Source organism: Mycolicibacterium elephantis DSM 44368, from assembly GCF_004014805.1.
Classification (GTDB): Bacteria; Actinomycetota; Actinomycetes; order Mycobacteriales; family Mycobacteriaceae; genus Mycobacterium; species Mycobacterium elephantis.
The window spans coordinates 165,154-187,091 of record NZ_ATDN01000045.1; the positions used below are offsets into that span (position 1 = coordinate 165,154).

The window sequence follows — 21,938 nt, forward strand, 5'->3', positions numbered from 1 at the left end:
ACTGTTCCCTTCACTCAGCGGGCCGGCCGGAACTGATGCAACACCAGCTCGTCCCCGCTCGGCAGGGCCTCGAAGGTCTCATAGAAGACCTCCACGGCCATTCCGACCTCGATCGCCCCGGGTTCGATGTCGCAGAGGTTCGACACGATGCGCACCCCCTCGTCGAGCTCGATGAGCGCGACGACATAGGGGTATTCGAGGAACGGCAGCGGCGGGTACTTCGGCATCACGAAGCTGTAGACCGTGCCGCGCCCGCTGGACACCACGTAGTCCCAGTTCAGCGACTGGCAGCCGCCGCACATCGGCCGGGGCGGTACCCGCAACGTCTTGCAGTCCGTGCAGCGCTGGATACGTAGCTCGTGCTCTTTGAGTCCCGACCAGAAGAATTCCGTGTCCGGGCTGATCGAGGGGGCGAGTCTGCTGGCCATTCAGTTTCCCGTCTTGAATCGCAGGGTCCGGAACCATTGGCGCCCTAGGACCTCGCCGTCCTGATCGCGGTAGGTGGTGACCCACGTGACGAAGAAACCGTTGCCCATGGCCGTCTTCTTCTCATCCGAGATCGATTCGAAGACCGTCTCGGAGGTGATCTGGTCGCCGACGCGGGGGTACCGCTCGATCTCGAACTCGGAGTTGGTCGCGATGATGCCGGTGTAGCCCGCATCGGAGAGGAACTGCAGGGGATTCTCGCCCTTCATCTCGATCGGCACGCCGCCGCGCTCGTGAATGCCCTCCAGCTTCGGCGGAGGCATCGTCCAGCTCTGCAGCATCACCGGCGGCGAGACGATCCCGCCGTAGCGCGAGTTCTCCGCGAACTCGGGATCGAGGTAGGCCGGGTTCATGTCGCCGATGGCGTACGCCCAGTGCCGGATCATCGCCGTGTTCACCGGATCAGGCGCGTGCACGGGCTTGCCCACGCCGTCGGTGGGCTTGCCGAGGAGCGCGTCGAGGCGTTCACGCAGGTCGTCTCTGGCTGTGTCGGTCACTGCTGGGATTCCTTTCAGGACGCTCGGATGTCACGGGGTGCCCGTGGCATCCCGAGGCCGGCCATGGCGATGATGTCGCGTTGCAGTTCGTTCGCACCGCCCCCGAAGGTGTTGATGACGGCCAGCCGGTAGGCGCTCTCGAGCTCGCCCCTCAGCGGTGCGTCGGAACCCTTACGTGTACCGGCCTGCCCGACGACGTCGAGCAGCTCGCGGGCCACCTGCTGGGTGAGTTCGGTGCCGAAAACCTTTGCCGCGGAGGCCTCTCCCATGCCGAGCGCGCCGGAGCTCATGTTCGTGTTGACCCGCAGGTTGAGCAGCCGGTAGGCGGCGACCTGCGCCTCGACGCGGGCGAGGGCCTGCTGGACCCATGGCTGGTCGATCACGCGTCCGTCGTCCAGCGGTGTGGTCCTCGCCCATTCCAGGGTCTTGGCGAACAGCGGCTCGAGCGCGCCGAGATTGCCCAGCGCGGCGCGTTCGAGGTTCAGCTGGTTCGTCACCAGCTTCCAGCCTTGGTTCTCGCCGAGCACGATGGCACTCTCGGGTACCCGCACGTCGTCGTAGAACGTGTAGTAGGTCGACACACCGGGCATGGTGTGCAGCGGCTTCCAGGAGAAGCCCGGCGAGTCGGTTGGCACGATGAACACCGTGATGCCCTTGTGTTTCTTGGCATCTGGGTCGGTGCGTGCCGCCAGCCAGATGTAGTCGGCGAATTCCGCGCCGCTGGTGAACATCTTGGAGCCGTTGATGACGAACTCATCACCGTCGCGGACCGCAGTGGTGCGCAACGACGCCAGGTCGCTGCCCGCGCCGGGTTCGGAGTAGCCGATCGCGAAGTCGACGGTGCCCTGAAGGATCGCGGGCAGGAACTTCTGCTTCTGCTCCTCGGTGCCGTACTGGATCAGGGTGGGGCCGACGGTGTTGAGCGTGATCATCGGCAACGGCGCGTTCACCCGGCGCGCCTCTTCGTTGAAGATGTACTGCTCCAGCGCGGTCAGCCCGCGGCCGCCGTACTCCACCGGCCACGCGACGCCCAGCAGGCCGGCCTCGCCCAGCGCCCGCCTGCACTCCCGGACCGCGTCGCCGCCTTCCATCCGGCCTGCGACCGCTGCGCGCCGCTCCGGGGTCATCACGGCCGCCAGCCGCTCCCGGAACTCTTCGCGGAGTCGCTCCTGTTCGGGTGTGTAGTCGAAATCCATCAGCGGCTCGCCCCCAAGCGCACCGGCATGCGTTTGACGCCCGGCACCATCGTCGCGCGCAGGCGCGTCACGTCACCGGTCAGCTCGATGCTCGGGTAGGCACCGAGGAGGACCTCGAACATGATCCGGGCCTCCAGTCGCGCCAGCTGAGCACCGAGGCAGGCATGTTCACCGGCGCCGAAAGCGATGTGCGGGTTGGGGTTCCGGGTGATGTCGAACTCTTCGCTGGTGGGGCCGAAGATCTCCTCGTCCCGGTTGGCCGAACCGTACAACATCACCACCGTGTCACCGGCCCTGATCTTCTGTCCGCGGATTTCGACGTCGTCGGTGGCCCTGCGCGCCATGTGCGTCACCGGGCTGGTGAATCGCAACATCTCCTCGACCGCACACGTCAGCAGCGACGGATCCGAACGAAGCAGCGCGAACTGATCGGGATGCTGCAGCAGCGCCACGGTGCCCAGCGCGATGAGGTTGCGGGTGGTCTCGTTGCCCGCCACCAGAAGCAGGAACGAGAAGTTGAGCAGATCAGCGTCGCTGAGGCGCTCCCCGTCGACCTCGGCGGCGGCCAGGATGCTCAGCAGATCGTCCTGGCCGGAGACCTTGCCGGAGCGTCGGGCGTCGATCAGCTCGGTGAAGTACGCGTAGAGCTCGCCGAGTGCGACGAGGTGATCCATCTCGATGTCGGGGTCCGCGGTGCCGACGGCCGCATCCGACCAGGTGCGGAACTTCTCCCAGTCCTCGGGCGGGGCGCCGAGCATCTCGGCGATCATCCTGGTGGGTAGGGGTGCGGCGATCTCCTCGGCGAACTCGTACTCCCGGGAGGGGTCGAGGCCGCCGACGATGCCGTTGACGATGTTGCGGATCTTGGGTTCCAGCAACGACACCTGGCGGCGGGTGAACCCGGCGTTGATGAGCTTGCGCAGCTGCCGGTGCCGAGGCGGGTCCGTGAAGATCAGGTTGCCTTCCTGGACGGGTTCGGGCTGGCTGGGATCCGGAATGGTGATGCCGCGTGTCGACGAGAACAGCAGGGGATGACCGGAAACGAACCGCACGTCCTCGTACTTGGTCAACGCCCAGAAGTCGGTGACGTCGTTCCACACCACCGGCGTGCTGTTGCGCAGTTCGCGATAAGCCGGATACGGGTCGCCCGCGTAGAAGTCCGGGGAGTGCAGCGGGTGGGCGGAGGTGGGTCGGGACGTGGATTCTGTGGGCACCGCGGGCTCTCCTCGACGAATCGGACATCGGACACATTGCGCTGCAATGTCCGGCGGTTCTGTGTCTACTCTACGGGCGACGCGGCTGTCAATCGGCATTCTGCAAGGAAATAAGCGTGTTCGTTGACGAGCCACCATGAAGCGGTGTACACACATGTCACTGATGTCGGACAGCGTGTGCCTGACTGGGACGGTGGTCACCATCAGGCGGAGAACCGGGAAGGTCCAGTGATCTGATGGCCGCGTCCAGCCTTGTCGACAGCTATGACCTGTTCATCGACGGCGGTTGGGTGGCGCCGGACAGCGGCCGGTACGACGTGATCGATCCGGCCACCGAAACGGTCATCGCGACCGCGCCTGACGCCGGCACCGCACAGGTCGAACAGGCCATCGCCGCCGCGCGGACCGCTTTCGACAGCGGCCCGTGGGCATCGGCGGCGCCGGAGGAACGGGCGCGCTGTTTGCAGCAGTTGAGCGATGCGCTGCTCGCCCGAGGTGACGAGATCTACGCGCTGGCCCAGGCCGAGTGGGGATGCACAGCAAACGAACGACTGATCCACGTCGACGGGCCCGCCTTCATGGTCGGCCACGCCGCCGAACTGGCGCTCGAGCCGGCTGAAGCGCCCATGGACGCATGGGGCGCGGCGGGCACGACGCTGTTGCGCTACGAGCCCCTTGGCGTCGTCGCGGCCATGACACCCTGGAACTTCCCGCACACCCTGAACGTGATGAAGCTGGGCGCAGCGCTGGCCGCGGGCAACACCCTCGTCCTCAAGCCTTCGCCTCTCACACCGCTGGCCGGCCTGGCGCTCGCGCAAATCATCCTGGAGGAGACCGATATTCCCCCCGGCGTCGTGAACGTCGTCACCCCGACCGGGCTTGACGCCAGCAGGCTGCTGACCCTCGACCCACGCGTGGACATGGTGAGCTTCACCGGTAGCTCGTCGGTCGGCCGCGATGTGATGGCCGGCGCGGCGACGACGATGAAGCGGGTCCTGCTGGAATGCGGTGGCAAGTCGGCCTGCGTGCTGCTCGACGATGTGGAGCTCACCGACGAGCTGCTTGAGCGGTTGTTGTTCGAGGGCTGCACGCTGCACGCGGGGCAGGCGTGCATCCTCAACAGCCGGCTGGTGGTGCCCGACGCGCTGCACGACGAGGTCGTCGACCGGCTCGCCGAGCTCGCGCGCGCGGTGACGGTCGGCGACCCCACCGACGACGGGGTGACGATGGGACCGCTGATCAGCAGGCAGCATCTGGAGCGCGTCGAGGGTTTCGTCCGGCGCGCCGAATCCGACGGCTCGAAGGTGGTGACCGGCGGTGTGCGTCACGAAAGTGCCTCGGGTGGATTCTATTTCGAGCCGACAATCCTGACCGACACCAGCGCCGACTCCTACATCGCGCAGGAGGAGGTCTTCGGTCCGGTGTTGACGGTGCTGCGCTATCGTGGCGACGACGAGGCCGTGGCCATCGCCAACGACTCCGCCTACGGGCTCGGCGGTGCGGTGTGGGGTACCGATGTCGATCGGGCGCTCGGGGTCGCGCGGCGCATCAGGACCGGGCAGGTGTCGATCAACGGCACCATTCCCGGCGACGCGCCCTTCGGCGGCTTCAAGCAGAGCGGCATCGGCCGTGAGGGCGGGGTGATGGGCTTGCGGGCCTATATGGAGCCCAAGGCAATCGGGGTTCCGGCGTGAGCGAAGCCCTGGCCGGACTGCGGGTCGTCGAGCTGGGCAGCGAGATCGCGGCGCCGTACTGCACGAAGCTTCTCAATGACCTCGGTGCCGAGGTGTGCAAGATCGAGTCACCGCATGGTGATCCGCTGCGCAGATGGGGTCCGTTCCACGACGGCGCACCGCGGCGCGGCGGGCTGTTCGAGTACTTGAACGCCGGAAAACACGGTCTGACAGTCGATCTCGGGACATCATCGGGTCTGGCGCGAGCTCACGAGCTGATCGCGCAGGCCGACGTGCTGGTCGAGGATCTGCCCGCCGGGTCGGCCGACCGGTTCGAATGGGGACTCGACCGTGAGTCGCTGCAACAGCTCAACCCCGACCTCGTGGTCGTCAGGGTCTCCGACTACGGCCAGGACGGCCCGCGGCGGTCGCTACCGTCGACACCGCTGACGCTGCAGGCCGCGTCAGGATGGGTCAACACCCGCGAGTTCGGCCGGGCACCGGTACAAGCCGGCGCGCGCATACCCGAGTACATCGTCGGGGGCTATGCGGCACTCGCGGCGCTGACCGCGCTGCGTATCTCCGACGCGGAGCAGGGCCGGGTGGTGGAAGCCGACGTCTCGGCTTTCGAGTCGCTGTTGAGCACATTGCCGTATCCGATGTTGCTTGCTGAGCGGCTGAAAAGCATGGGGCTGCCGACGAACTCGAAGGCCGCGCCGATGCTCGGCATCGTTCGGGCAGCCGACGGCTGGATCGGAATCAACTGCCTGACCGGGCAGCACTGGCTGGACGTGTGCGCGATGATGGGGCTGCCGGAGTTCGGCGAACATCAACTCGCCATCATGCTGGGCGGTCCGGAGCGTGACGAGTTCTTCGCGAAGGCACAGCCCTGGCTGGATTCGATGCCGGTCGCCGAACTGGTGGAATTGAGCCAGGCCATGCGAATTCCGGCCGCTCCGATCAACGACGGATCCTCGATCCTGGACTGCCCGCAGTACCGCGAGCGCGACTTCTTCGTCGAGGCGGGCCCCGATGGTGCGCGCTTCCAACGTCCCGGCGCGCCTTTCCGGTTGTCGAAGACGCCGGTGCCCGCGCCGGGGCCGGCGCCGGTCCTCGGCACGGCCGACGCCGTGCGGTGGGAGACCCGCGGACAGCGGGACGCGGGGCACCCGGGTGAGAGGGCTGCCGATGCGGCGCGTCCGTTCACCGGGCTGAAAGTGTTCGACCTCAGCACCTTCTGGGCGGGGGCGTATCTGACGTGCTACCTCGGCGCGTTCGGTGCCGACGTGATCAAGGTCGAGTCGATCCAGCGTCCCGACGGGCATCGGTACTCGGGCTCTCTGCTGCGCAGCAGCGACGACTGGTACGAGATCGGGCCGTTGTGGCAGGGCACCAACCTGAACAAGCGCGACGTCACTCTCGACCTCGGCAGCGACACCGGCCGAGAGCTGGCGTTGCGGCTGGCGGCCGAGGCTGACGTGGTGATCGAGAACTTCTCGCCCCGGGTGGTCGAACAGTTCGGGTTGGACTACGACTCGCTGGCGAAGATCAACCCCCGGGTGATCATGGTCCGCATGCCCGGCTTCGGCCTGGAGGGCCCGTGGCGCGATTATGTCGGTTGGGCCTTGAACATCGAACAGCTGGCGGGGATGTCGGCGGTCACCGGATATGCCGACGGTCCGCCGTGCAACCTGCAGGGCCCGGCCGATCCGATCGCGGGCGTGCATGCGACGGTGGCGTTGCTCGCCGCGCTCGAGCATCGGCGCCGGACAGGCGAGGGGCAGCTGATCGAAGTGGCTCAGATCGAGGTCGGAGCCGCGGTCACCGCCGAACCGGTCATCGAGTATTCGATGACAAAACTTGTGCGGGAACGTTTGGGCAATCGGCACCGCGACTACGCGCAAGGTGTCTACCGTGCGCAAGGGGAAGACGATTGGGTCGCGGTTTCGGTGCGGGATGACACCGATTGGGCCGCGGTCGCCGAGGTCATCGGTCGCCCCGAGCTGCGTGACGACCCCAGGTTCGTCTCGACGGATGCCCGGTTGGCGCATCACGACGAGCTCGACGAGCTGATCGCCGGATGCGCCGCGACGCGGTCGGCCGAGGATTTCGCCGAAGCGCTGCTGCAGCGCGGTGTGCCCGCGCAGCGACTGATGACCGGCGATCGGATGTACGACGTCGATCAACTCGACGCGCGGGGATTCTACGAGGATCTCGATCATCGCATCGCCGGGCGACAGCGCTTCCCGGGCTGGCCGTTTCGGATCACCCCGGGGCCCTCACGCCATCACCGTTCGCCGTCGCCGACGCTGGGTCAGCACAACGACGAGGTGCTCGGCGAGCTGGGCCTGACGCCGGCCGAGATTGCGGCCCTGCGTGAGCGGCAGGTCATCGGCGAACGGCTGCTGAACGCCTGACGTCCCCTGTGGCGAGCAGACGCGAAAACCCCCAAAAGTGCGTCACTTTGGGGGTTTTGGCGTCTGCTCGCGGGGAGGGTGCACGGGTCGGGAACGGGTCTACTCGACCATCGCGGCGATGGTGTCGACCACACAGGCCGGCCGCTCGGACCCCTCGACCTCCACGGTGACCCGCACCGTGGCCCTGGCGCCGTTGTCGGTGCGGTCCACCTTGATCAGCTCGGCACCCGCGCGGATGCGTGAGTCGACCGGCACGGGCGCCGGGAACCGCAGCTTGTCCACGCCGTAGTTCACCTGCATGGACAAGCCGGTCACCTTGTAGATCTGTTGGACGAGAATGGGCACCAACGACAGTGTGAGATAGCCGTGGGCAATCGTCTTGCCGTAGGGCCCTTTCGCCGCCTTCTCAGCGTCGACGTGGATCCACTGGTGGTCACCGGTCGCCTCGGCGAACAGGTCGATCTCCTTCTGGGTGACCTTGCGCCATTCGCTGTACCCCAGGTGCTCGCCGACGTGCGCCTCGAAGCCGGCGATGCCGTCGTACTCCGTCGGCGAAGCGGTTGTCCGCGTCATGCCGGAACCCGTTGGAGCCCCAGTTGCTCGATGGCGTTGCCGCCCATGATCTTCGCCTTGACCGTCTCCGGCAACCCCTCCAGCCGGTCGACGAAGCTCAGCGGGTCGCCGATACCTTCTGGATGGGGGAAGTCGGAGCCGAACATCACGTGATCCTCACCCATGATGTCGACGATCCCTTTCACGTCGTCCTCGAGGAACGGGTGGATGTAGACGTTGCGCTTGAAGACGTCGACGGGGTGCTCGTCGAACTCTTTCGGCATCGTCCGGTACGCCTTGTCGAGCAGACGCAAAAGGTTGCGCACCCAACCGCTGCCGTTCTCCACGACGAGTACCTTGAGGTCCGGGAAGCGGGACAGGGCGCCGTGGCAGATCAGCGCCGCCAGGGTGTCCTCCATGGCCCGGAACCCCATCACCACCTCGCGCAGTGCGCTGGGCTTGAAGGACAGGTACTCGTCACCGCCCTCCCATTCCATGAGGTGCTTCTGGTAGCCGCTGTCGGCGGCGTGAAAGGTCACCGGCACGCCCGCCTTGACCACTTCCTCCCAGAAGGGGTCGAATTCGGGCAGCCCCATGGATCGCGAGCCGCCGAACCGGCTCGGCACCGGTGCGGGTCGCACCAGGAAGGTCTTCATACCGCGCTCGAGACACCAGTGGAACTCCTTGATCGCCTCATCGACCAGTGGGAGGCAGATCACCGGGGTGGCGAAGATGCGGTCCTGGTAGTTGAAGGTCCAGTGTTCATGCATCCACTCGTTGAGGGCATGGATGATCGCGTGGGTCAGGACGACGTCGTCGGTGGTGCGCTCCTCGATGAGGCTGGCGAGGGTCGGGTACATCACGCACTGGTCGATACCCAGTTCGTCCATGAGTTCCAGTCGAGGTGTCGGTGACTGGTAGGCGGGAATGATATCCATGGGCTCACCGATGAATTCGCGAAAGTTCAACCCCTCGGGGTTGTTTCCGAGGAAGTAGTCCTCGGCGCTGCCCGGCCGTGCCACCCGTTCGAACGTCGGGTTGGGGATCATGTGGCTGATGCGGTCCTTGACGACGAGCTTGGGCCGCCCGTTGACGTCGACGTAGCCGACCTTGCCCTTGTGTTCCTTCGGCAGGTACTTGGTGAGGGCGTCCGTCGTCTCGTACATGTGGTTGTCGATGTCGAAGACCGGATACGGCAGGGACCGGGTAGACATGTGGCCGACCTCCTCAGAGCAGCGAATATGACCGTTTACGGTTATTGAGAATGACGTTATCACCAAAGCTCGGGCTACATCCAGAGCGGGGTTAGGTGGCGGCCAGTTCCGTCCACGCCTGCACCACCGCGTCGGTCGTGGTCACCGTCGCGAGCAGGGCCAACGTGTTGTCGATGACCGACTCCGCATACTCGCGGGGATATCCGCTCACCGCATCGCGCGGTAGCACGAACTGGTAACTCCGGTTGACGGCGTCCATGGCGAAGTTGGTGATCGCGACGTTGACCGAAACACCCACTCCCACAATCGTCTTGATGTTCATGTTGCGCAGCACGGAGTCGAGGTCCGTCCCGGTCATTGGTCCGACACCGTGTAGGCGGGTCAGCACGATGTCGCCGGGGTCCTCGCCGAGCTCGGGTAGCAGGGAGGCGCCGGGACTTCCCGGCGTCAAGTCGGCGGGAAAAGACTTGCCCGCCATGAACAGCCTGGCATTGGTGTTGGCCCCGCGGTTGTCGGGGCGCCTCTGAATCAGGCAGTGCACCACCGTGACGCCGGCCGCGCGCGCGGCGTCGAGCAGCCTGGCGATGTTCGGGATCGCCTCGCGACGCGCCTCCTCGGCGAGCATCGGCAGGCCGGCTTGCGGGCCGATCACCCCGCCCTGGCACTCCTGGGTGACCAGTGCGGTGGTAGCTGGATTGATCAGGTCGAGCAGGCTTGGTTGCGGCATGAGAACACACGTTATCGTGAGTCGGCAATTTATGTTTACAGGAGTGCAGATGGACAGCTGGGAGCTGGAGGTACGGGAGTCTGTTCGTCAGACGCTGTCCGACTACACCGCGGCCACCGATCGTTTCGACCTTCACTCGCTGGCGCAGTGTTTCGCGCCCGACGGTGTCCTGGAATTCAGCGGCGGTACCGAACCGCTGACGGGGCCCGCGGCCATCGAAGCGGGTCTCGGTGCGGCGATCGCCCAGGAGCCGAGTGCGGCCAAGCGAGCTCCGTCGCACGTCCGCCATCACGTTTCGAGCATTCGCTTCGGCGCGGTCGCGCGGGATCGTGTCGAGGTCAGCAGCTACTTCGCGGTGCACACCGACGTCGGGCTCGACCACTGGGGCCGCTATCGCGATGTCCTGATACCGGTCAACGGGCGGTGGTTGTTCGCACACCGGCGAATCGGTGTCGACGGCTTCGCCGCCGACAGCCTCATGCGGTGATGAACTCCTCGGCGAACGCATGTGCGCGTTCGAGGACTTCGGCGCGGTTGGCGCCCTGGGGGGCGATGGTCAGCCACGTCACGCCCATCGCCTCGAGTTTCGCGATGGTGGCGTGGCGTTCGTCGGTCGATCTGCTGTCGTCGAGCATGGTGCCCGCCGAGAAACAGATGTCCAGCGGCTCGGTGCGACCGATCTCGGCTGCGTACTTCTTGGCCCACCCGATCGCCGCCTCCAGTTCCTCGAGCGTGGAGATTTCCGCGGTGCGCGACGCCGTCGCGTAGCCGAAGGTGTTGAACGGTGCCCAGCCTTGGGCACGTGACACCGCGCGCCGCACGGCGGGTTTGCTGTTACCGCCCACCCAGATCGGTGGAGTAGCCACAGGAACCGGTCGCAGCCGGACTCCGCGCGCGTTGAACGACGTGCCCTCATAGGCGGTGTCCTCACCGGTCATCACCTTGGCCAGCACGTCGAGCGCTTCGTCGAGCAATGCTCCGCGGTTGTCGAAATCGACTCCCAGCGCCTTGAATTCGGGCTTGAGATAGCCGGCTGCCGTGCCGAGGATGAGCCTGCCCCCGGACAGTACGGCAAGGCTGTGGATCGACTTCGCGCCCAGGAAGGGGTTGCGGTACGCGGCGATGTAGACGTTGGTCAGCAGTTTCACGTCGGTGGTGGCCGCGGCAGCGAACGACAACGCGACGAACGGGTCCAGCGCGTGGTGTCCGCCGTGGTCGAGCCACTTCGCGTCGGGTGCCGGGTGGTCGGTGACGTGCACCGCGGCGTATCCGTTGGCCTCGGCGACGCGGGCGATCTCCGCAATCGCTTCGGCGGTGACGAACTCGGGCACGGCCTCCACCCGTTGGGTGGGCAGTTCAAGCGAGTACGAAACGGGCATCGTCGTCCTTCCGGCTAGTGGCTTGATCTAGTGGCTTGATGTGGTGACCAGGGTGGCCAGGCGTTGGGCGTGGTAGTCGGGGCTGCCGAAGATCAACTGGGTGGCTTTCGCGCGACGGACGTAGAGGTGTGCGTCGTGCTCCCAGGTGAACCCGATGCCACCGTGGATGCGCATGTTGTCCAGTGCCACCTGGAGGAACGCCTCCGAGCAGGCCATCTTGGCCACCGATGCCGCCACAGCCCGCTGTTCACCGTCGGGAACCTCGGCGGCGTGCTGTAACGCGGACCGGGCGCCCTCCACCAGTACGAGCATGTCCGCGCAACGGTGCTTGACGGCCTGAAAGCTGCCGATGGCGCGCCCGAACTGGATCCGTTCTTTGGCGTAGCGCACGGCCATGTCAAGGCAGCGTTGCGCCGCACCCACCTGTTCGGCGGCGAGTGCGACGATCGCGACGTGGTATGCCCGCTCCAGGCCGGCCGTCGCGCCACCGTCGGCGCCGATGAGGCGGGCGGGAACGCCGTCGAAGCTCAGCTTCGCCACCTTGCGCGTACGGTCGAGCGTTGCCAGTGGCTCGCGGGTGAGCCCGTCGGCGTCCGCACTGACCGCGACCAGAGAGATGCCCGCGTCCGTATTCGCCGCGGCCAGAATGATATTCGCCGTGTGCCCGTCGATAACCCGATCCGCGTCTCCGTAGAGCCGGTAGCCGATCCCGTCGCTGCGCGCCGTCAACGTCACCGCGTCGGGATCCCAGGCATCGAGAGTCCCGTTGAGAACGACCGTGGCGGTTTTCGAACCGTCGACGAGCGAGGGTAGGTACTCGCTCATCGCGATCGCGTCTCCGCTGCCGAGCAGCGTCGGGATCGCCAAGGCGACCGTGGCGAAGAACGGCGCGCACAGCAGCGCCGCGCCCATCTCCTCGAAGACGACTGCCAGCTCCCGCATGCCCGCCGCGGCGCCCCCGAACTCCTCCGGTACCGCGATCGCGGCCAGGCCGAGGTCGGCGGTGAGCTCGCGCCAGACCCCCTCGTCGTAGCCTGCCGGCGAATCCATCACAGCCCGCACGGCACTGCTCGACGATCGGGCGGCAAGAAAATCGCGGACCGCTTCGCGGAGGTCGCCGACATCAACCCCGTCAGCTGTGGACACGCCGACCGCCTTGGTCAGCTGCGGCCAATTTCGTTGGTGCAGCCATGTTTTCCTTCCACACGGGCGAGGCGGTGACCACCATCGAGGTGACCCGTCCGACAGCGACCGCACCGATTGGAGACATCCCGGGGATAGGCATTACCGATCGAGGATAGTATCTTTTCCTGAATGAGAGAATAAGCATTCTCGCAACTAAGGAGCGGCGCGGTGACCACCCTCGACTACGGCATCATTGACTGCGATACGCACTGCTACGAGACACGGGACGCGTTCACCCGGTATCTGCCCGAAGAGTTCAAGGACCGCGCGATCACGACCGTGCGGGGCGCCGACGGTGTGGAGGTGATTCTCGCAGGTCGCCGGGTGGCAACGTTCAACAGCGAAGGTGGCCTCGGCCTGGACGTGGCGTACCGCCCGGGTTCGCTCAAGGAGATGCTGCGCCAGATGGGTTCGGGCAACCCCGAGGAGTCCTACGAACCGCAGCCCATGCAACCCGAGTACATCGAACGTTCGGCCCGGCTGGCGGTGATGGCCAAGCAGAACGTCGAGCGGATGGTGATCTATCCCAGCGGGATGGCGCTGGCCGCCGAACACTACGTCGACGACACCGCTGCGCTGTACGCCAACCTGCGGTCGTTCAACCGCTGGATCGACGAGGAGTGGGGCTTCAACTTCGAGGACCGCATCTACGCGACCGCGCTGGTGTCGCTGCGCGACCTCGATTCCGCAGTGGCCGAGACGGAGGCGATCATCGCCGCGGGCGCCAAGTTCGTGATGCTGCCGACGGGCCCCGCCTACGGGCGGTCGCCGGGCGACCCGTACTTCGACCCGGTCTACGCGCGGCTCGAAGAGGCCGGCTGCGTGCTGGTGTACCACATCATGCCGTTCTGGTACTTCACCGCGATCTCACCCGCATGGGGACACAACCCCGACCCGGCGTCCTGGCACATGTCGGCGTGGCAGTGGATGAACATCTACGGGCAGCGGCCGATCGAGGACACGCTCTCTGCGCTGATCTTCGACAACCTGTTCGGCCGCTTCCCGAAGCTCAACGCGCTGGTCGCCGAGCACGGCGCCGAGTGGGTGCCGTATTTCGTCAAGCACATGGACAAGAGCAGGGGAATGGGCCGCAACGGCCCGTGGATCGGCGGCAAGTTGACCGAGCGGCCGTCGGCCATCTTCCGCAGGCATGTCCGCGTGGTGCCGTACCCGGAGGACGACATCCCAGGCATCGTCAGCAGCCTCGGTTACGACGACGTCCTGGTGATGGGTTCGGATTTCCCGCACGCCGAAGGGCTGGCCGAACCGGCGGACTTCGTCAAGCTGCTCGATCCGCTCGACGATGCGGCGAAGCGGCGCATCATGCGCGGCAACGCCGAAGAGCTGTTGCTGCGGAGCTGACCGGAGGTGAGCACTGAGGGAGATGCCGCCCTCGACGATGCCGTCGACATCGAACTGGTTCGTGGTGCGGCGCGCGCCTTCCTGACCGGATGCGACACGCAGGATTCACTCAAAGATCTTGCGGCGATGGACTGGACCGGTCTGCTGGTCGAGGAGGATCTCGGCGGCAGCGGGTGGCGTCCGGTCGAGACGACGGTGATCGCCGAGGAACTCGGACGCGCCGGCAACTCGACGCAGTGGCTCGGCTGCGTCACGGCCGCGGCGGCGTTGAGCTCGGCGCCGGTCGACGTCCGTAATCGATGGTTACCCCCGATGCTCGACGGAACCGGCACGGCGGCGTGTGCCCTGTTCGGGGATGTCACCCGCGTGGTGCGTGCGGATGCGGTCGACGTCATCGTCACGTTCGACGGCAACGGGATTCGGCTGTTCGAAGGGGCGGGCAGCCTGCGGCGCGAGCTCGACGACGAGCTGCTGGACGTCAACCGTCCGGTATGGCGTGTGGAGCTCGCCGGAGCGGACAGCGTGCAGATCGGTGGACCCGAGCGTGCGCAGCAGCTCCTCGCGTTGGCCAGGGTCCTGCTCAGCGCGGACTCGCTGGGCGCGCTGTCGGCGGCGTTCGAGCGGCTGGTCGCCTACCTCAAGGATCGGATCGCGTTCGGTGCGCCGATCGCGAGTTTCCAGGCGGTACAACACCGTCTGGTGGAGTTGCTGGTCTTCGAGGCCAAGGCGCGCGCGGTGCTCACCAAGGCGGCCCGCGCGCTGGCGTCGGAGGCCGCGACGGGGGTGGGGCTGTCCGCCGTGGCGCACGCGTTCGTCGCGGCCAACGCCACCGCCGCCGTCGACGAGTGCATGCAACTCTCGGGCGGCATCGGGTTCACCTGGGAGTACCCGCTGCATCATGACCTGCGGCGGGTGTTCACCAATGGGTACCTGCTCGGCACGGCGCGCTCCAGTCGGGCGCTGTTCGCGGCGGGGGCCGGGTGGTGAGCGCCGCGACCGCCCGGCCGACCGAGGCCGAGCTGGCCGGGTTCCGCGACCGCGTCAAAGCGCACATCGCCGAGCACGCGCCGCCGTTCGAGGCCCGCGAGGGCCATCGTGCGCCCGTGACCGCCGAGCAGGAAGCGCGACTGCGCACCTGGTTCGCGTCGTTGTTCGATGCCGGTTTCGTCGGTGGGGACTGGCCGGTCGAGTACGGCGGACGTGCGGACCACCACCCGCTGCACGACCGGATCGTCTCCGAGGAGATTCTGCGGGCCCGCGCGCCACGGCCCGTCGACCAGGTCAACCTGGCGGCACACGTGCTGCTGCATTTCGGCTCCGATGAACAGAAATCCGCGCTGCTGCCGCGGATCCGGAGCAGCGAGCATGTGTGGTGCCAGTTGCTCAGCGAGCCCGATGCGGGCAGCGACATCGCCGCCGTGCGCTGCAAGGGCACCCGGCAGCCCGACGGGTCATGGGTGATCGACGGGCAGAAGACGTGGATCACCGACGGGCACTGGGCCGACATGGGTTTGGCGCTGGTACGCACCGATCCGTCGTCCTCGCGTCACCACGGGCTGTCGGCGTTCGTCGTGCCGTTGACCGCACCGGGCATCGAGGTCCGTCCGATCCGCACGATCAACGAGGCGATCGAGGTCAACGAGGTCTTCTTCGACGGTGTGACGCTGGCTGCCGACAGCTTGATCGGCGAGCCCGGGCAGGGCTGGTCGATCATCATGGCGGGCCTGGATTTCGAACGCTTCGGCATCGGCGGCAACGTCATCCTGCTCGAGCTGCTGATCGACGACCTGGTCACGGTGGCGCGACACGGCCGCATCGACGGCATGCCAGCGCTGCAGCACGAAGACATCCGGCATCAGGTCGCCGAGTTGGCCGTCGAGGTCGAGGTGGCCAAGGCCTTCATCGATGACCATGTCGAACGGATGGTGGCCGGTGCCGAGCAGACGGGCGATGGTTCGATCGCCAAGCTCAGCTTCGCTGAGACATACCACCGGGTTTCGGCCTACGGCGCGCAGCTGTCGGCAATGGTCTGCACGGTCGCGGATCCGGATGTGGCGCAGGCCAAACAGCGTCTGAAAGAATGCTGGCTGTGGTCTCGTGCATACACCGTGTCCGGCGGCAGCTCTGAGATGATGCGCAACATTCTGGCCAAACGACGACTGCTGCTGCCGACGCGCTGATGGCGCAAACCTACTGGGGGCTGGTCGAGGCCGGGGCGCGGAGGCATCCCGACCGCGTCGTTCTCGTCGACGACTACGGTCGCAGCCTGACGAGCAGTCAGTTGCGCGACGCGGCGGAGCGCACCGCTGCCGCGCTGTCCGAACGTGGGGTCACCGCGGGCACCGTGGTGACGTGGCAGTTGCCGACCACGCTGGAGACGATGGTCGTGATGGTGGCGCTGACCAGGCTCGGCGCGGTACAGAATCCTGTGTTGCCGATCTGGCGCCAGAGCGAAATCCGTTTCGTGACAGAGCAGCTCGGTACCGAGGTGTTCGTCGTTCCCGGGGTGTGGCGCGGATTCGACCACGTCGCGCTCGCCGAGGAGTTGACGCGCGAACGGCCGATGACGATCGTGGTGGTCGACCACGACACGCCGATCGCGGGGGACCTTCGGCTGCCATCGGCGGATCCTGCGCTGCTACCGCCGCCGCCGGCGTCGGGCGAGGAAGCGCGGTGGGTCTACTACTCCTCGGGCACGACCGCGGCGCCGAAAGGCATCCGGCACTGTGATCGCTCGGTGATCGCCGGATCGGCAGGGGTGGTCGGCATGTTCGGCGCGTCGAGCAGCGACATCAACCCGATCGCGTTTCCGGTCTCGCACATCGGCGGCGCCGCGATGCTGGCCGCCAGCCTGCTGACCGGTATGCGCCTGGTGCTGTTCGACGCCTTCGATCCGGTCCACACCCCGAAGGCGGTCGCCGCGCACCGCCCGACGATGCTCGGTTCGGCAACGCCCTTCTTCGTCGCCTACATGGCTGCGCAGCGCGAGCACGGCGCCGAACCACTGTTTCCCGATCTGCGCGGGTGTGTCGGAGGCGGCGCGCCGATCACGCCCGAGCTGGGACGACAAGTGCGCGAGACGCTTTCGGTGGCCGGGATCGCGAACTCGTGGGGGCTGACCGAGTTCCCGGTGGTGACCTCGCCGCCGCCGGACGGTAAACCGGAGGTTCTGGATCACACCGTCGGGCAACCCGTTCCCGGCGTAGCCATCCGGGTGGTCGACGACAACGAGCGCGAAGTGAGGGTAGGGGAGGAAGGCGAGCTGCGCCTCAAGGGACCCCAGTGTTTCCTCGGCTACGTCGATGCGTCGCTGGACGCCGATGCGTTCGACGCCGACGGCTGGTTTCGCAGCGGTGACCGGGGCCGTATCGACGCCGACGGCAACGTCGCGATCACCGGGCGCATCAAAGACGCCATCATCCGCAACGCCGAGAACATCTCCGCGCTGGAGATCGAGGGTGTTTTGGCGAGCCACCCGGCGGTTGCCGACGTCGCGGTCATCGGTGTGCCGGATCCCCGTACCGGCGAACGGGTGTGCGCGGTGGTCGTGGCGACCTCCGACATCACGCTGTCCGATCTCGCAAAGCACTGTCAGAACTCGGGTTTGAGTAAACACAAGTCACCGGAGCGGCTCGAGCTGGTGGAAGCATTGCCGCGCAACCTCACCGGAAAGGTACTCAAGAACGAGTTGCGTGCGCGCTTCGCTCCTCGCTGATGCGTGCGATCTCCTGCAACAGCGGCTCGGCCGCGGTGCGTGTTTCGCGGACAGTCATCCGGCGTAGCGGGTGCACACTCAGGATCAGTTGCACTCGGGAGTTGGAGTCGAGCACGGGAGCCGAGATCGTGGCGACCGAGTGCGCGCCGCGGAGGCTTTCATCGGGCAGCATCTTGGTAGCGATGAACTCGACTCGGAGCTGGTCGACAACCGACCGCAGATTTCCCGGTACGGAGTCATCCGACAGCGTGCCGATGGCGTGCGCCGCCTCCGCGAGTGCCGGAGTCATCCAGTCGACGTCGTAACCACGGCCGCGGGTGTGCGTCAACGCCGCGCGTAGACGCTCCGCCAGAGACGCGTCGCCCGCTGCGCCGCGTTGCACCCATGCCTCCTGCTCAGCCACGGAATCCCAAGCAGCACAAGCGAGTCCGAAAGGCGGTGCGTACGGGATCCGATCATTCGGAAGGGCCGCCGGCGGCGAATTCGACGGGTTTTCGAACGCGGTGATAACGAGGTCGTCTCCGATGCGCTCGACCACTGAGGCCGCCATGCCGGTCTTCTCGGCGAGACGCCGGATGGCACCGCGTGCGACCGCGGCGGTCGGACGCTCGGCGTCTAGGCGGGACGCGATGAGGGCCAGCGCCGGGCCGAGATTGAACTCTTTGGATACGGGATCGCGGGTGACCCACCCGCGGTTCTGAAGGCTCGTCAGGATGGCATGAGCGGTTCCCTGGGAGAGGTCGAGTCGTCGCACGACGTCGGAGAACCGCATTCCACGAGCGTCAGTGCGGCTGAGGATCTCGATGATGTCGAGCACCCGCTCGGTCGGCGCTGAACCGGCCCCCTGCACCCTTGACTCCTTTTCGGCCGGATTCTACGGTGATTCTGAAATACGAAGAACTAATCTCGGATATTCGAGATTATCAGCTGGCGAAGGTTGCGTCCATTGCGTGCAGTCGTATTGCGTGCCGGCGAATTGACCGTTCGTGAGACGGCCGACCCGGTCCCGGGTCCGAACGACCTGCTGTTGAAGACGCTGAGCACCGCGATCTGCGCGTCCGATGTCCATTTCATGGACCATCCAGAACTCGCGATCGACGATCCGACGGGTCGATCGCTGTACGACGCCGACCGCGACATCGTCATGGGCCACGAATTCGTCGGCGAGGTGATCGGACACGGTCCCGGCTGTGGTGACAAGTTTTCGATCGGATCCCGGGTGACCTCCATGCCTATCCGGTTGGTGGACGGCGGAACCGGTGGTCTGCGCATCATCGGCCAGCATCCCGAGGCACAGGGCAGCTTCGGTGAGTTACTCGTCGTGTCGGAGGCGACCGCAAGGGTCATCGACGGGCCCGTATCCAGTGACGCGATCGCCCTCGTCGACGCCTTCGCTGTCGGCGAGTACTACGTCCGTGTCGCCGACGTTCAACCCGGGGAGATCCCGATCGTCGTCGGCGCTGGCGCCATCGGCCTGTCGGCGGTCGCGGCGTTGTCTGCTCGCGGCGTCGAACCGATCATCGTCTCCGACTACAACGCGGACCGACGCGAACTGGCGCGCTCCGGATTCGGCGCGCACGTCCTGCACGATCCTGCCGAACGGTCCGTGTTCGACGTCTTCCGCGATGTGCGCCTGCAACACCACATGTCCGGTACGGCGGTGGTGTTCGAATGCGTCGGAGCCCCGGGCCTCATCAACTCACTCGTCACAGAGGCGGAGTTCTACACCCGCATCTATTGCGCAGGCGGTTGGTATACGGGGGACACACTGGACATCACCGAAGCGACCCGCCAAGGATTGACGCTGCGTTTCGGCGGCGGGCCGATGCCGGAGGACTGGTACGGCGTACTCGACGCGGTTGTCGATGGCCGCCTCGACCCGATGCCCAGCGTCGGCAGGATCATCGGCCTTGATGACGTGCCCAGCGCACTCGACGAGGCGCGCAGATCAGACGGACCGCCGCGGATCATCGTGCACCCGAACGGGGACAGCATATGAGTGATCGAGACGAGCTCGTCGAGCTGACGATTCGCTACGCCACCGCCATCGACAACCGGCGATACTCATTGCTCACAGAGGTTTTCACCGAAGATGCCCAAGTGGACTACGGCGATATCGGTCAGTGGACGGGAGGTGGCGAGGTCGCCGAGTTCATGGCGGCGGCGCACGTCATGGCCGCTCATACCATGCACCGGATCACGAATCAGGCCGTCGACATCAATGGTGACAGCGCGACATTGCGCACGTATGTCGACGCCCTGATCCTGCTCGAAGACGGGACAGGCGCGAATCCAGTCGGATACTACGACGATCACGCTGTACGGACCGCGGACGGCTGGCGCATCGCCCGTCGTGCGTATACCTCGGTTCGACTGGCTGCGGTGCCGGCGCCGTGACCGAAGACTTCGCAGCCAAGTACGGGGCGTGGGCGATCGTGGTGGGCGCGTCCGACGGCGTTGGCGCGTTGTTTGCCGAGCGGCTCGCGGACGAGGGCGTGAACGTCGTGCTCGTCGCTCGTCGGCAACACCTACTCGACGAAGTGGCCCGACGCATTCACGAGCGCACCGACGCCGAGACCCGGACACTGGTGGTCGACCTCACCGAACCCGACGCGTCGGTAGCCATCACCGATGCCACCGCCGACATCGAGGTCGGCATGTTGGTCTACTGCGCCGGCGGCGATCCGAATTACAAGAGGTTCCTCACGACGCAGATCTGCGAAGCTGAAGCGCTACTGCAGCGCAACTGCTTGGTGATGATGCGGCTGTGTCACCACTACGCACCACCGATGGTGGAGCGCGGCCGTGGTGGAATCGTCATCTTCACATCGGGGGCGGCGCTGGCCGGCGGTCGCAACATGGTCGTCTACGGCGGGACCAAGGCCTTCGACATGGTGTTCGCCGAAGGCTTGTGGGCTGAGTTGCGCGGCACCGGTGTCGATGTGGTCGGCCTCGTCCTCGGTAAGACGGATACGCCGGCGCTGCGCCGGATCGAGCACAGCCGAGGGCAGATCGCCTCGTTGGACGACGTGCCACCTGGCGCCACCCCCGCGGCGGATGTCGTGCGGGACGCCTTTGACAATCTCGGTAACGGCCCTACCTATCTGGCTACGGATGACGTTCGCATGGCTGGTGCGCTGTTCGGGACGATGACGAGAAACGATGTGGTGAAACTGATCATGGAAGCCACCGCCGCCGTGATGGGCCCCGATCAGTCCGCAGAGGCAGACACTCCGACATGATGTTCACTCTTCGCTTCGACATGCGCGCGCCGTCGATCGGAGCCCCGCCGACGGAGTTGTACGCCGCAGCCTGCGACATGGCGGAATGGGCGGAAACCCGAGGTTGTGTCGCGGCGGTGTTGTGCGAACATCACTGTGCCGACGACGGTTATCTACCGTCGCCCTTGCTGCTGGGCTCGGCGATCGCCGCCCGGACCAAGCAGCTCATGCTGAATTTGGTGATTCTCCTCCCCTTCTATGACGTGGCACGTCTGGCCGAGGATATGTCGGTACTGGACCACATCAGCGGCGGTCGGGCCACCTATGTGTTCGGAATCGGTTACCGCGCACAGGAGTACGACCACTTCGGCCTGTCGTTGTCCGAGCGCGGAAGGATCGCGGACCAGAAGCTGGGCTTGTTGCGCCGTCTGTTGGCCGGTGAGGAAGTCGAGTACGACGGTCGGCGGATGAAGACGACACCACGACCTCGCACACCGGATGGGCCCATTATGAGCTGGGGTGGGGCCAGCCTCGCTGCCGCTCGGCGCGCCGGGCGGAACGGCCTCGGGCTCCTTGCCAACGGCGGGGTACCCGGTATGCAGGAGGCTTATGAGAAGGCCTGCCGCGACAACGGGTTTGAGCCCGGCTTCATGTTGATCCCCGACCGCGACGCCGCCACCAACTGTTTCGTCGCCGACGATGTCGACGCCGCCTGGGACGAGATCGGCAAGTACCTTCTCCACGATGCGATGGCGTACGCGGATTGGAACCCTGACAACACCGTGTCGGCCAACATCACCACCGCTAAGACCGTCGACGAGCTTCGCCAGACGTCGTCGCATGTGATCCTGTCGGTCGATGAAGCGAAGGCTCGACTTGCCGCAGGTGAAGTGTTCAACATCAGTCCGCTTTGTGGTGGCATACCACCCGACATTGCGTGGCGGTACTTCAAGAGATTCGTCGAACTGAGCCAGTGAATGGGAACAGACATGACCGAGGATCGGGTGGCCCTGCACGAGAGAATCGCCTTCGCGAAGTGGGAGGGATATGCGAAAGCCGTTGAGCGGGATCGTCAGTCACGTTCGGTGAAGAGTTCATCT

Annotated in this window: 21 protein-coding genes; 11 read left to right on the top strand and 10 right to left on the bottom strand. The window is 66.1% G+C overall.

The window, feature by feature from the left end:
• Positions 1 to 14 precede the first annotated feature (14 nt).
• From MELE44368_RS22365 to MELE44368_RS22380, 4 genes are read right to left on the bottom strand one after another with little or no spacing between them, the layout of a single operon-like run.
• Positions 15 to 428 (bottom strand): Zn-ribbon domain-containing OB-fold protein, encoded by a 414-nt coding sequence (locus MELE44368_RS22365; protein ID WP_128110500.1) that lies wholly within the window; start codon positions 426 to 428, stop codon positions 15 to 17.
• Positions 429 to 983, bottom strand: coding sequence for an FAS1-like dehydratase domain-containing protein (locus MELE44368_RS22370; RefSeq protein WP_128110501.1), 555 nt, complete (start codon positions 981 to 983; stop codon positions 429 to 431).
• Between the two features lie 14 nt (positions 984 to 997).
• Complete coding sequence (locus MELE44368_RS22375; RefSeq protein ID WP_128110502.1) at positions 998 to 2,179, bottom strand: acyl-CoA dehydrogenase family protein; 1,182 nt, start codon at positions 2,177 to 2,179, stop codon at positions 998 to 1,000.
• Positions 2,179 to 3,351, bottom strand: a complete 1,173-nt coding sequence (locus tag MELE44368_RS22380; protein WP_128110537.1) for a cytochrome P450 — start codon at positions 3,349 to 3,351, stop codon at positions 2,179 to 2,181. The genes MELE44368_RS22375 and MELE44368_RS22380 overlap by 1 nt, the downstream gene beginning before the upstream one ends.
• 278 nt (positions 3,352 to 3,629) lie before the next feature.
• Between MELE44368_RS22380 and MELE44368_RS22385 the strand changes: the two genes are divergently transcribed.
• Both MELE44368_RS22385 and MELE44368_RS22390 read left to right on the top strand, forming a co-directional pair.
• Positions 3,630 to 5,087 (top strand): aldehyde dehydrogenase family protein, encoded by a 1,458-nt coding sequence (locus MELE44368_RS22385; RefSeq protein WP_206613835.1) that lies wholly within the window; start codon positions 3,630 to 3,632, stop codon positions 5,085 to 5,087.
• Positions 5,084 to 7,483, top strand: a complete 2,400-nt coding sequence (locus tag MELE44368_RS22390; RefSeq protein WP_128110504.1) for a CaiB/BaiF CoA transferase family protein — start codon at positions 5,084 to 5,086, stop codon at positions 7,481 to 7,483. The genes MELE44368_RS22385 and MELE44368_RS22390 overlap by 4 nt, the downstream gene beginning before the upstream one ends.
• Positions 7,484 to 7,582: 99 nt before the next feature.
• Here MELE44368_RS22390 and MELE44368_RS22395 read toward each other — a convergent pair whose 3' ends face one another.
• The 3 genes from MELE44368_RS22395 to MELE44368_RS22405 all read right to left on the bottom strand — a co-directional run bounded on the left by MELE44368_RS22395 (position 7,583) and on the right by MELE44368_RS22405 (position 9,976).
• On the bottom strand, positions 7,583 to 8,056 hold the full coding sequence (locus tag MELE44368_RS22395) for a MaoC family dehydratase (protein WP_128110505.1): 474 nt from the start codon (positions 8,054 to 8,056) through the stop codon (positions 7,583 to 7,585).
• On the bottom strand, positions 8,053 to 9,249 hold the full coding sequence (locus tag MELE44368_RS22400; RefSeq protein ID WP_128110506.1) for an amidohydrolase family protein: 1,197 nt from the start codon (positions 9,247 to 9,249) through the stop codon (positions 8,053 to 8,055). Before MELE44368_RS22400 ends, MELE44368_RS22395 begins: the two co-directional genes overlap by 4 nt.
• Before the next feature lie 91 nt (positions 9,250 to 9,340).
• A complete protein-coding gene (locus tag MELE44368_RS22405) occupies positions 9,341 to 9,976 on the bottom strand; it encodes a cysteine hydrolase family protein (RefSeq protein ID WP_128110507.1) in 636 nt (211 codons plus the stop codon).
• A gap of 49 nt (positions 9,977 to 10,025) precedes the next feature.
• Here MELE44368_RS22405 and MELE44368_RS22410 point away from each other — a divergent pair, with 49 nt between their 5' ends.
• Complete coding sequence (locus MELE44368_RS22410; RefSeq protein ID WP_128110508.1) at positions 10,026 to 10,463, top strand: nuclear transport factor 2 family protein; 438 nt, start codon at positions 10,026 to 10,028, stop codon at positions 10,461 to 10,463.
• On the opposite strand, the gene MELE44368_RS22415 is transcribed toward MELE44368_RS22410, so the two are convergent.
• Both MELE44368_RS22415 and MELE44368_RS22420 read right to left on the bottom strand, forming a co-directional pair.
• Positions 10,453 to 11,355, bottom strand: coding sequence for a TIGR03619 family F420-dependent LLM class oxidoreductase (locus tag MELE44368_RS22415; RefSeq protein ID WP_128110509.1), 903 nt, complete (start codon positions 11,353 to 11,355; stop codon positions 10,453 to 10,455). The genes MELE44368_RS22410 and MELE44368_RS22415 overlap by 11 nt on opposite strands.
• Before the next feature lie 27 nt (positions 11,356 to 11,382).
• A complete protein-coding gene (locus tag MELE44368_RS22420) occupies positions 11,383 to 12,501 on the bottom strand; it encodes an acyl-CoA dehydrogenase family protein (RefSeq protein WP_241566731.1) in 1,119 nt (372 codons plus the stop codon).
• A gap of 207 nt (positions 12,502 to 12,708) precedes the next feature.
• Between MELE44368_RS22420 and MELE44368_RS22425 the strand changes: the two genes are divergently transcribed.
• The 4 genes from MELE44368_RS22425 to MELE44368_RS22440 are packed head-to-tail and all read left to right on the top strand — an operon-like array spanning position 12,709 to position 17,617.
• Complete coding sequence (locus MELE44368_RS22425; RefSeq protein ID WP_128110510.1) at positions 12,709 to 13,902, top strand: amidohydrolase family protein; 1,194 nt, start codon at positions 12,709 to 12,711, stop codon at positions 13,900 to 13,902.
• Between the two features lie 6 nt (positions 13,903 to 13,908).
• Positions 13,909 to 14,889 (top strand): acyl-CoA dehydrogenase family protein, encoded by a 981-nt coding sequence (locus MELE44368_RS22430; RefSeq protein WP_128110511.1) that lies wholly within the window; start codon positions 13,909 to 13,911, stop codon positions 14,887 to 14,889.
• Positions 14,886 to 16,082 carry an acyl-CoA dehydrogenase family protein gene (locus MELE44368_RS22435; protein ID WP_128110512.1) on the top strand — a complete coding sequence of 399 codons (1,197 nt, stop codon included), beginning with the start codon at positions 14,886 to 14,888 and terminating at the stop codon, positions 16,080 to 16,082. Before MELE44368_RS22430 ends, MELE44368_RS22435 begins: the two co-directional genes overlap by 4 nt.
• Entirely contained in the window at positions 16,082 to 17,617 is a 1,536-nt protein-coding gene (locus tag MELE44368_RS22440) for a class I adenylate-forming enzyme family protein (RefSeq protein WP_128110513.1), read from the top strand. The genes MELE44368_RS22435 and MELE44368_RS22440 overlap by 1 nt, the downstream gene beginning before the upstream one ends.
• Here the strand turns inward: MELE44368_RS22440 and MELE44368_RS22445 are convergent.
• Complete coding sequence (locus MELE44368_RS22445; RefSeq protein WP_128110514.1) at positions 17,580 to 18,467, bottom strand: IclR family transcriptional regulator; 888 nt, start codon at positions 18,465 to 18,467, stop codon at positions 17,580 to 17,582. The two genes, MELE44368_RS22440 and MELE44368_RS22445, sit on opposite strands and share 38 nt — an antisense overlap.
• 96 nt (positions 18,468 to 18,563) lie before the next feature.
• Between MELE44368_RS22445 and MELE44368_RS22450 the strand changes: the two genes are divergently transcribed.
• Genes MELE44368_RS22450 through MELE44368_RS22465 form a run of 4 tightly spaced genes read left to right on the top strand, consistent with a single transcriptional unit; the run spans position 18,564 to position 21,815 of the window.
• On the top strand, positions 18,564 to 19,616 hold the full coding sequence (locus MELE44368_RS22450) for a zinc-binding dehydrogenase (RefSeq protein ID WP_128110515.1): 1,053 nt from the start codon (positions 18,564 to 18,566) through the stop codon (positions 19,614 to 19,616).
• The gene (locus tag MELE44368_RS22455; protein WP_128110516.1) at positions 19,613 to 20,014 is read left to right on the top strand and encodes a nuclear transport factor 2 family protein; all 402 of its coding nucleotides are present in this window, start codon (positions 19,613 to 19,615) and stop codon (positions 20,012 to 20,014) included. Before MELE44368_RS22450 ends, MELE44368_RS22455 begins: the two co-directional genes overlap by 4 nt.
• Positions 20,011 to 20,859: an SDR family NAD(P)-dependent oxidoreductase gene (locus tag MELE44368_RS22460; RefSeq protein ID WP_128110517.1), complete on the top strand. Its 849-nt coding sequence runs from the start codon at positions 20,011 to 20,013 to the stop codon at positions 20,857 to 20,859. The genes MELE44368_RS22455 and MELE44368_RS22460 overlap by 4 nt, the downstream gene beginning before the upstream one ends.
• Positions 20,859 to 21,815 (top strand): LLM class flavin-dependent oxidoreductase, encoded by a 957-nt coding sequence (locus tag MELE44368_RS22465; RefSeq protein ID WP_128110518.1) that lies wholly within the window; start codon positions 20,859 to 20,861, stop codon positions 21,813 to 21,815. The genes MELE44368_RS22460 and MELE44368_RS22465 overlap by 1 nt, the downstream gene beginning before the upstream one ends.
• Positions 21,816 to 21,938 lie beyond the last annotated feature (123 nt).

What these genes read in the sequence shown, in the direction of transcription:
- MELE44368_RS22365 (WP_128110500.1), bottom strand. Translation starts at nt 428, where the DNA reads ATGGCCAGCAGACTCGCCCCCTCGATCAGCCCGGACACGGAATTCTTC.
- MELE44368_RS22375 (WP_128110502.1), bottom strand. Translation starts at nt 2,179, where the DNA reads ATGGATTTCGACTACACACCCGAACAGGAGCGACTCCGCGAAGAGTTC.
- MELE44368_RS22385 (WP_206613835.1), top strand. Translation starts at nt 3,630, where the DNA reads ATGGCCGCGTCCAGCCTTGTCGACAGCTATGACCTGTTCATCGACGGC.
- MELE44368_RS22395 (WP_128110505.1), bottom strand. Translation starts at nt 8,056, where the DNA reads ATGACGCGGACAACCGCTTCGCCGACGGAGTACGACGGCATCGCCGGC.
- MELE44368_RS22400 (WP_128110506.1), bottom strand. Translation starts at nt 9,249, where the DNA reads ATGTCTACCCGGTCCCTGCCGTATCCGGTCTTCGACATCGACAACCAC.
- MELE44368_RS22405 (WP_128110507.1), bottom strand. Translation starts at nt 9,976, where the DNA reads ATGCCGCAACCAAGCCTGCTCGACCTGATCAATCCAGCTACCACCGCA.
- MELE44368_RS22410 (WP_128110508.1), top strand. Translation starts at nt 10,026, where the DNA reads ATGGACAGCTGGGAGCTGGAGGTACGGGAGTCTGTTCGTCAGACGCTG.
- MELE44368_RS22415 (WP_128110509.1), bottom strand. Translation starts at nt 11,355, where the DNA reads ATGCCCGTTTCGTACTCGCTTGAACTGCCCACCCAACGGGTGGAGGCC.
- MELE44368_RS22440 (WP_128110513.1), top strand. Translation starts at nt 16,082, where the DNA reads ATGGCGCAAACCTACTGGGGGCTGGTCGAGGCCGGGGCGCGGAGGCAT.
- MELE44368_RS22455 (WP_128110516.1), top strand. Translation starts at nt 19,613, where the DNA reads ATGAGTGATCGAGACGAGCTCGTCGAGCTGACGATTCGCTACGCCACC.
- MELE44368_RS22465 (WP_128110518.1), top strand. Translation starts at nt 20,859, where the DNA reads ATGTTCACTCTTCGCTTCGACATGCGCGCGCCGTCGATCGGAGCCCCG.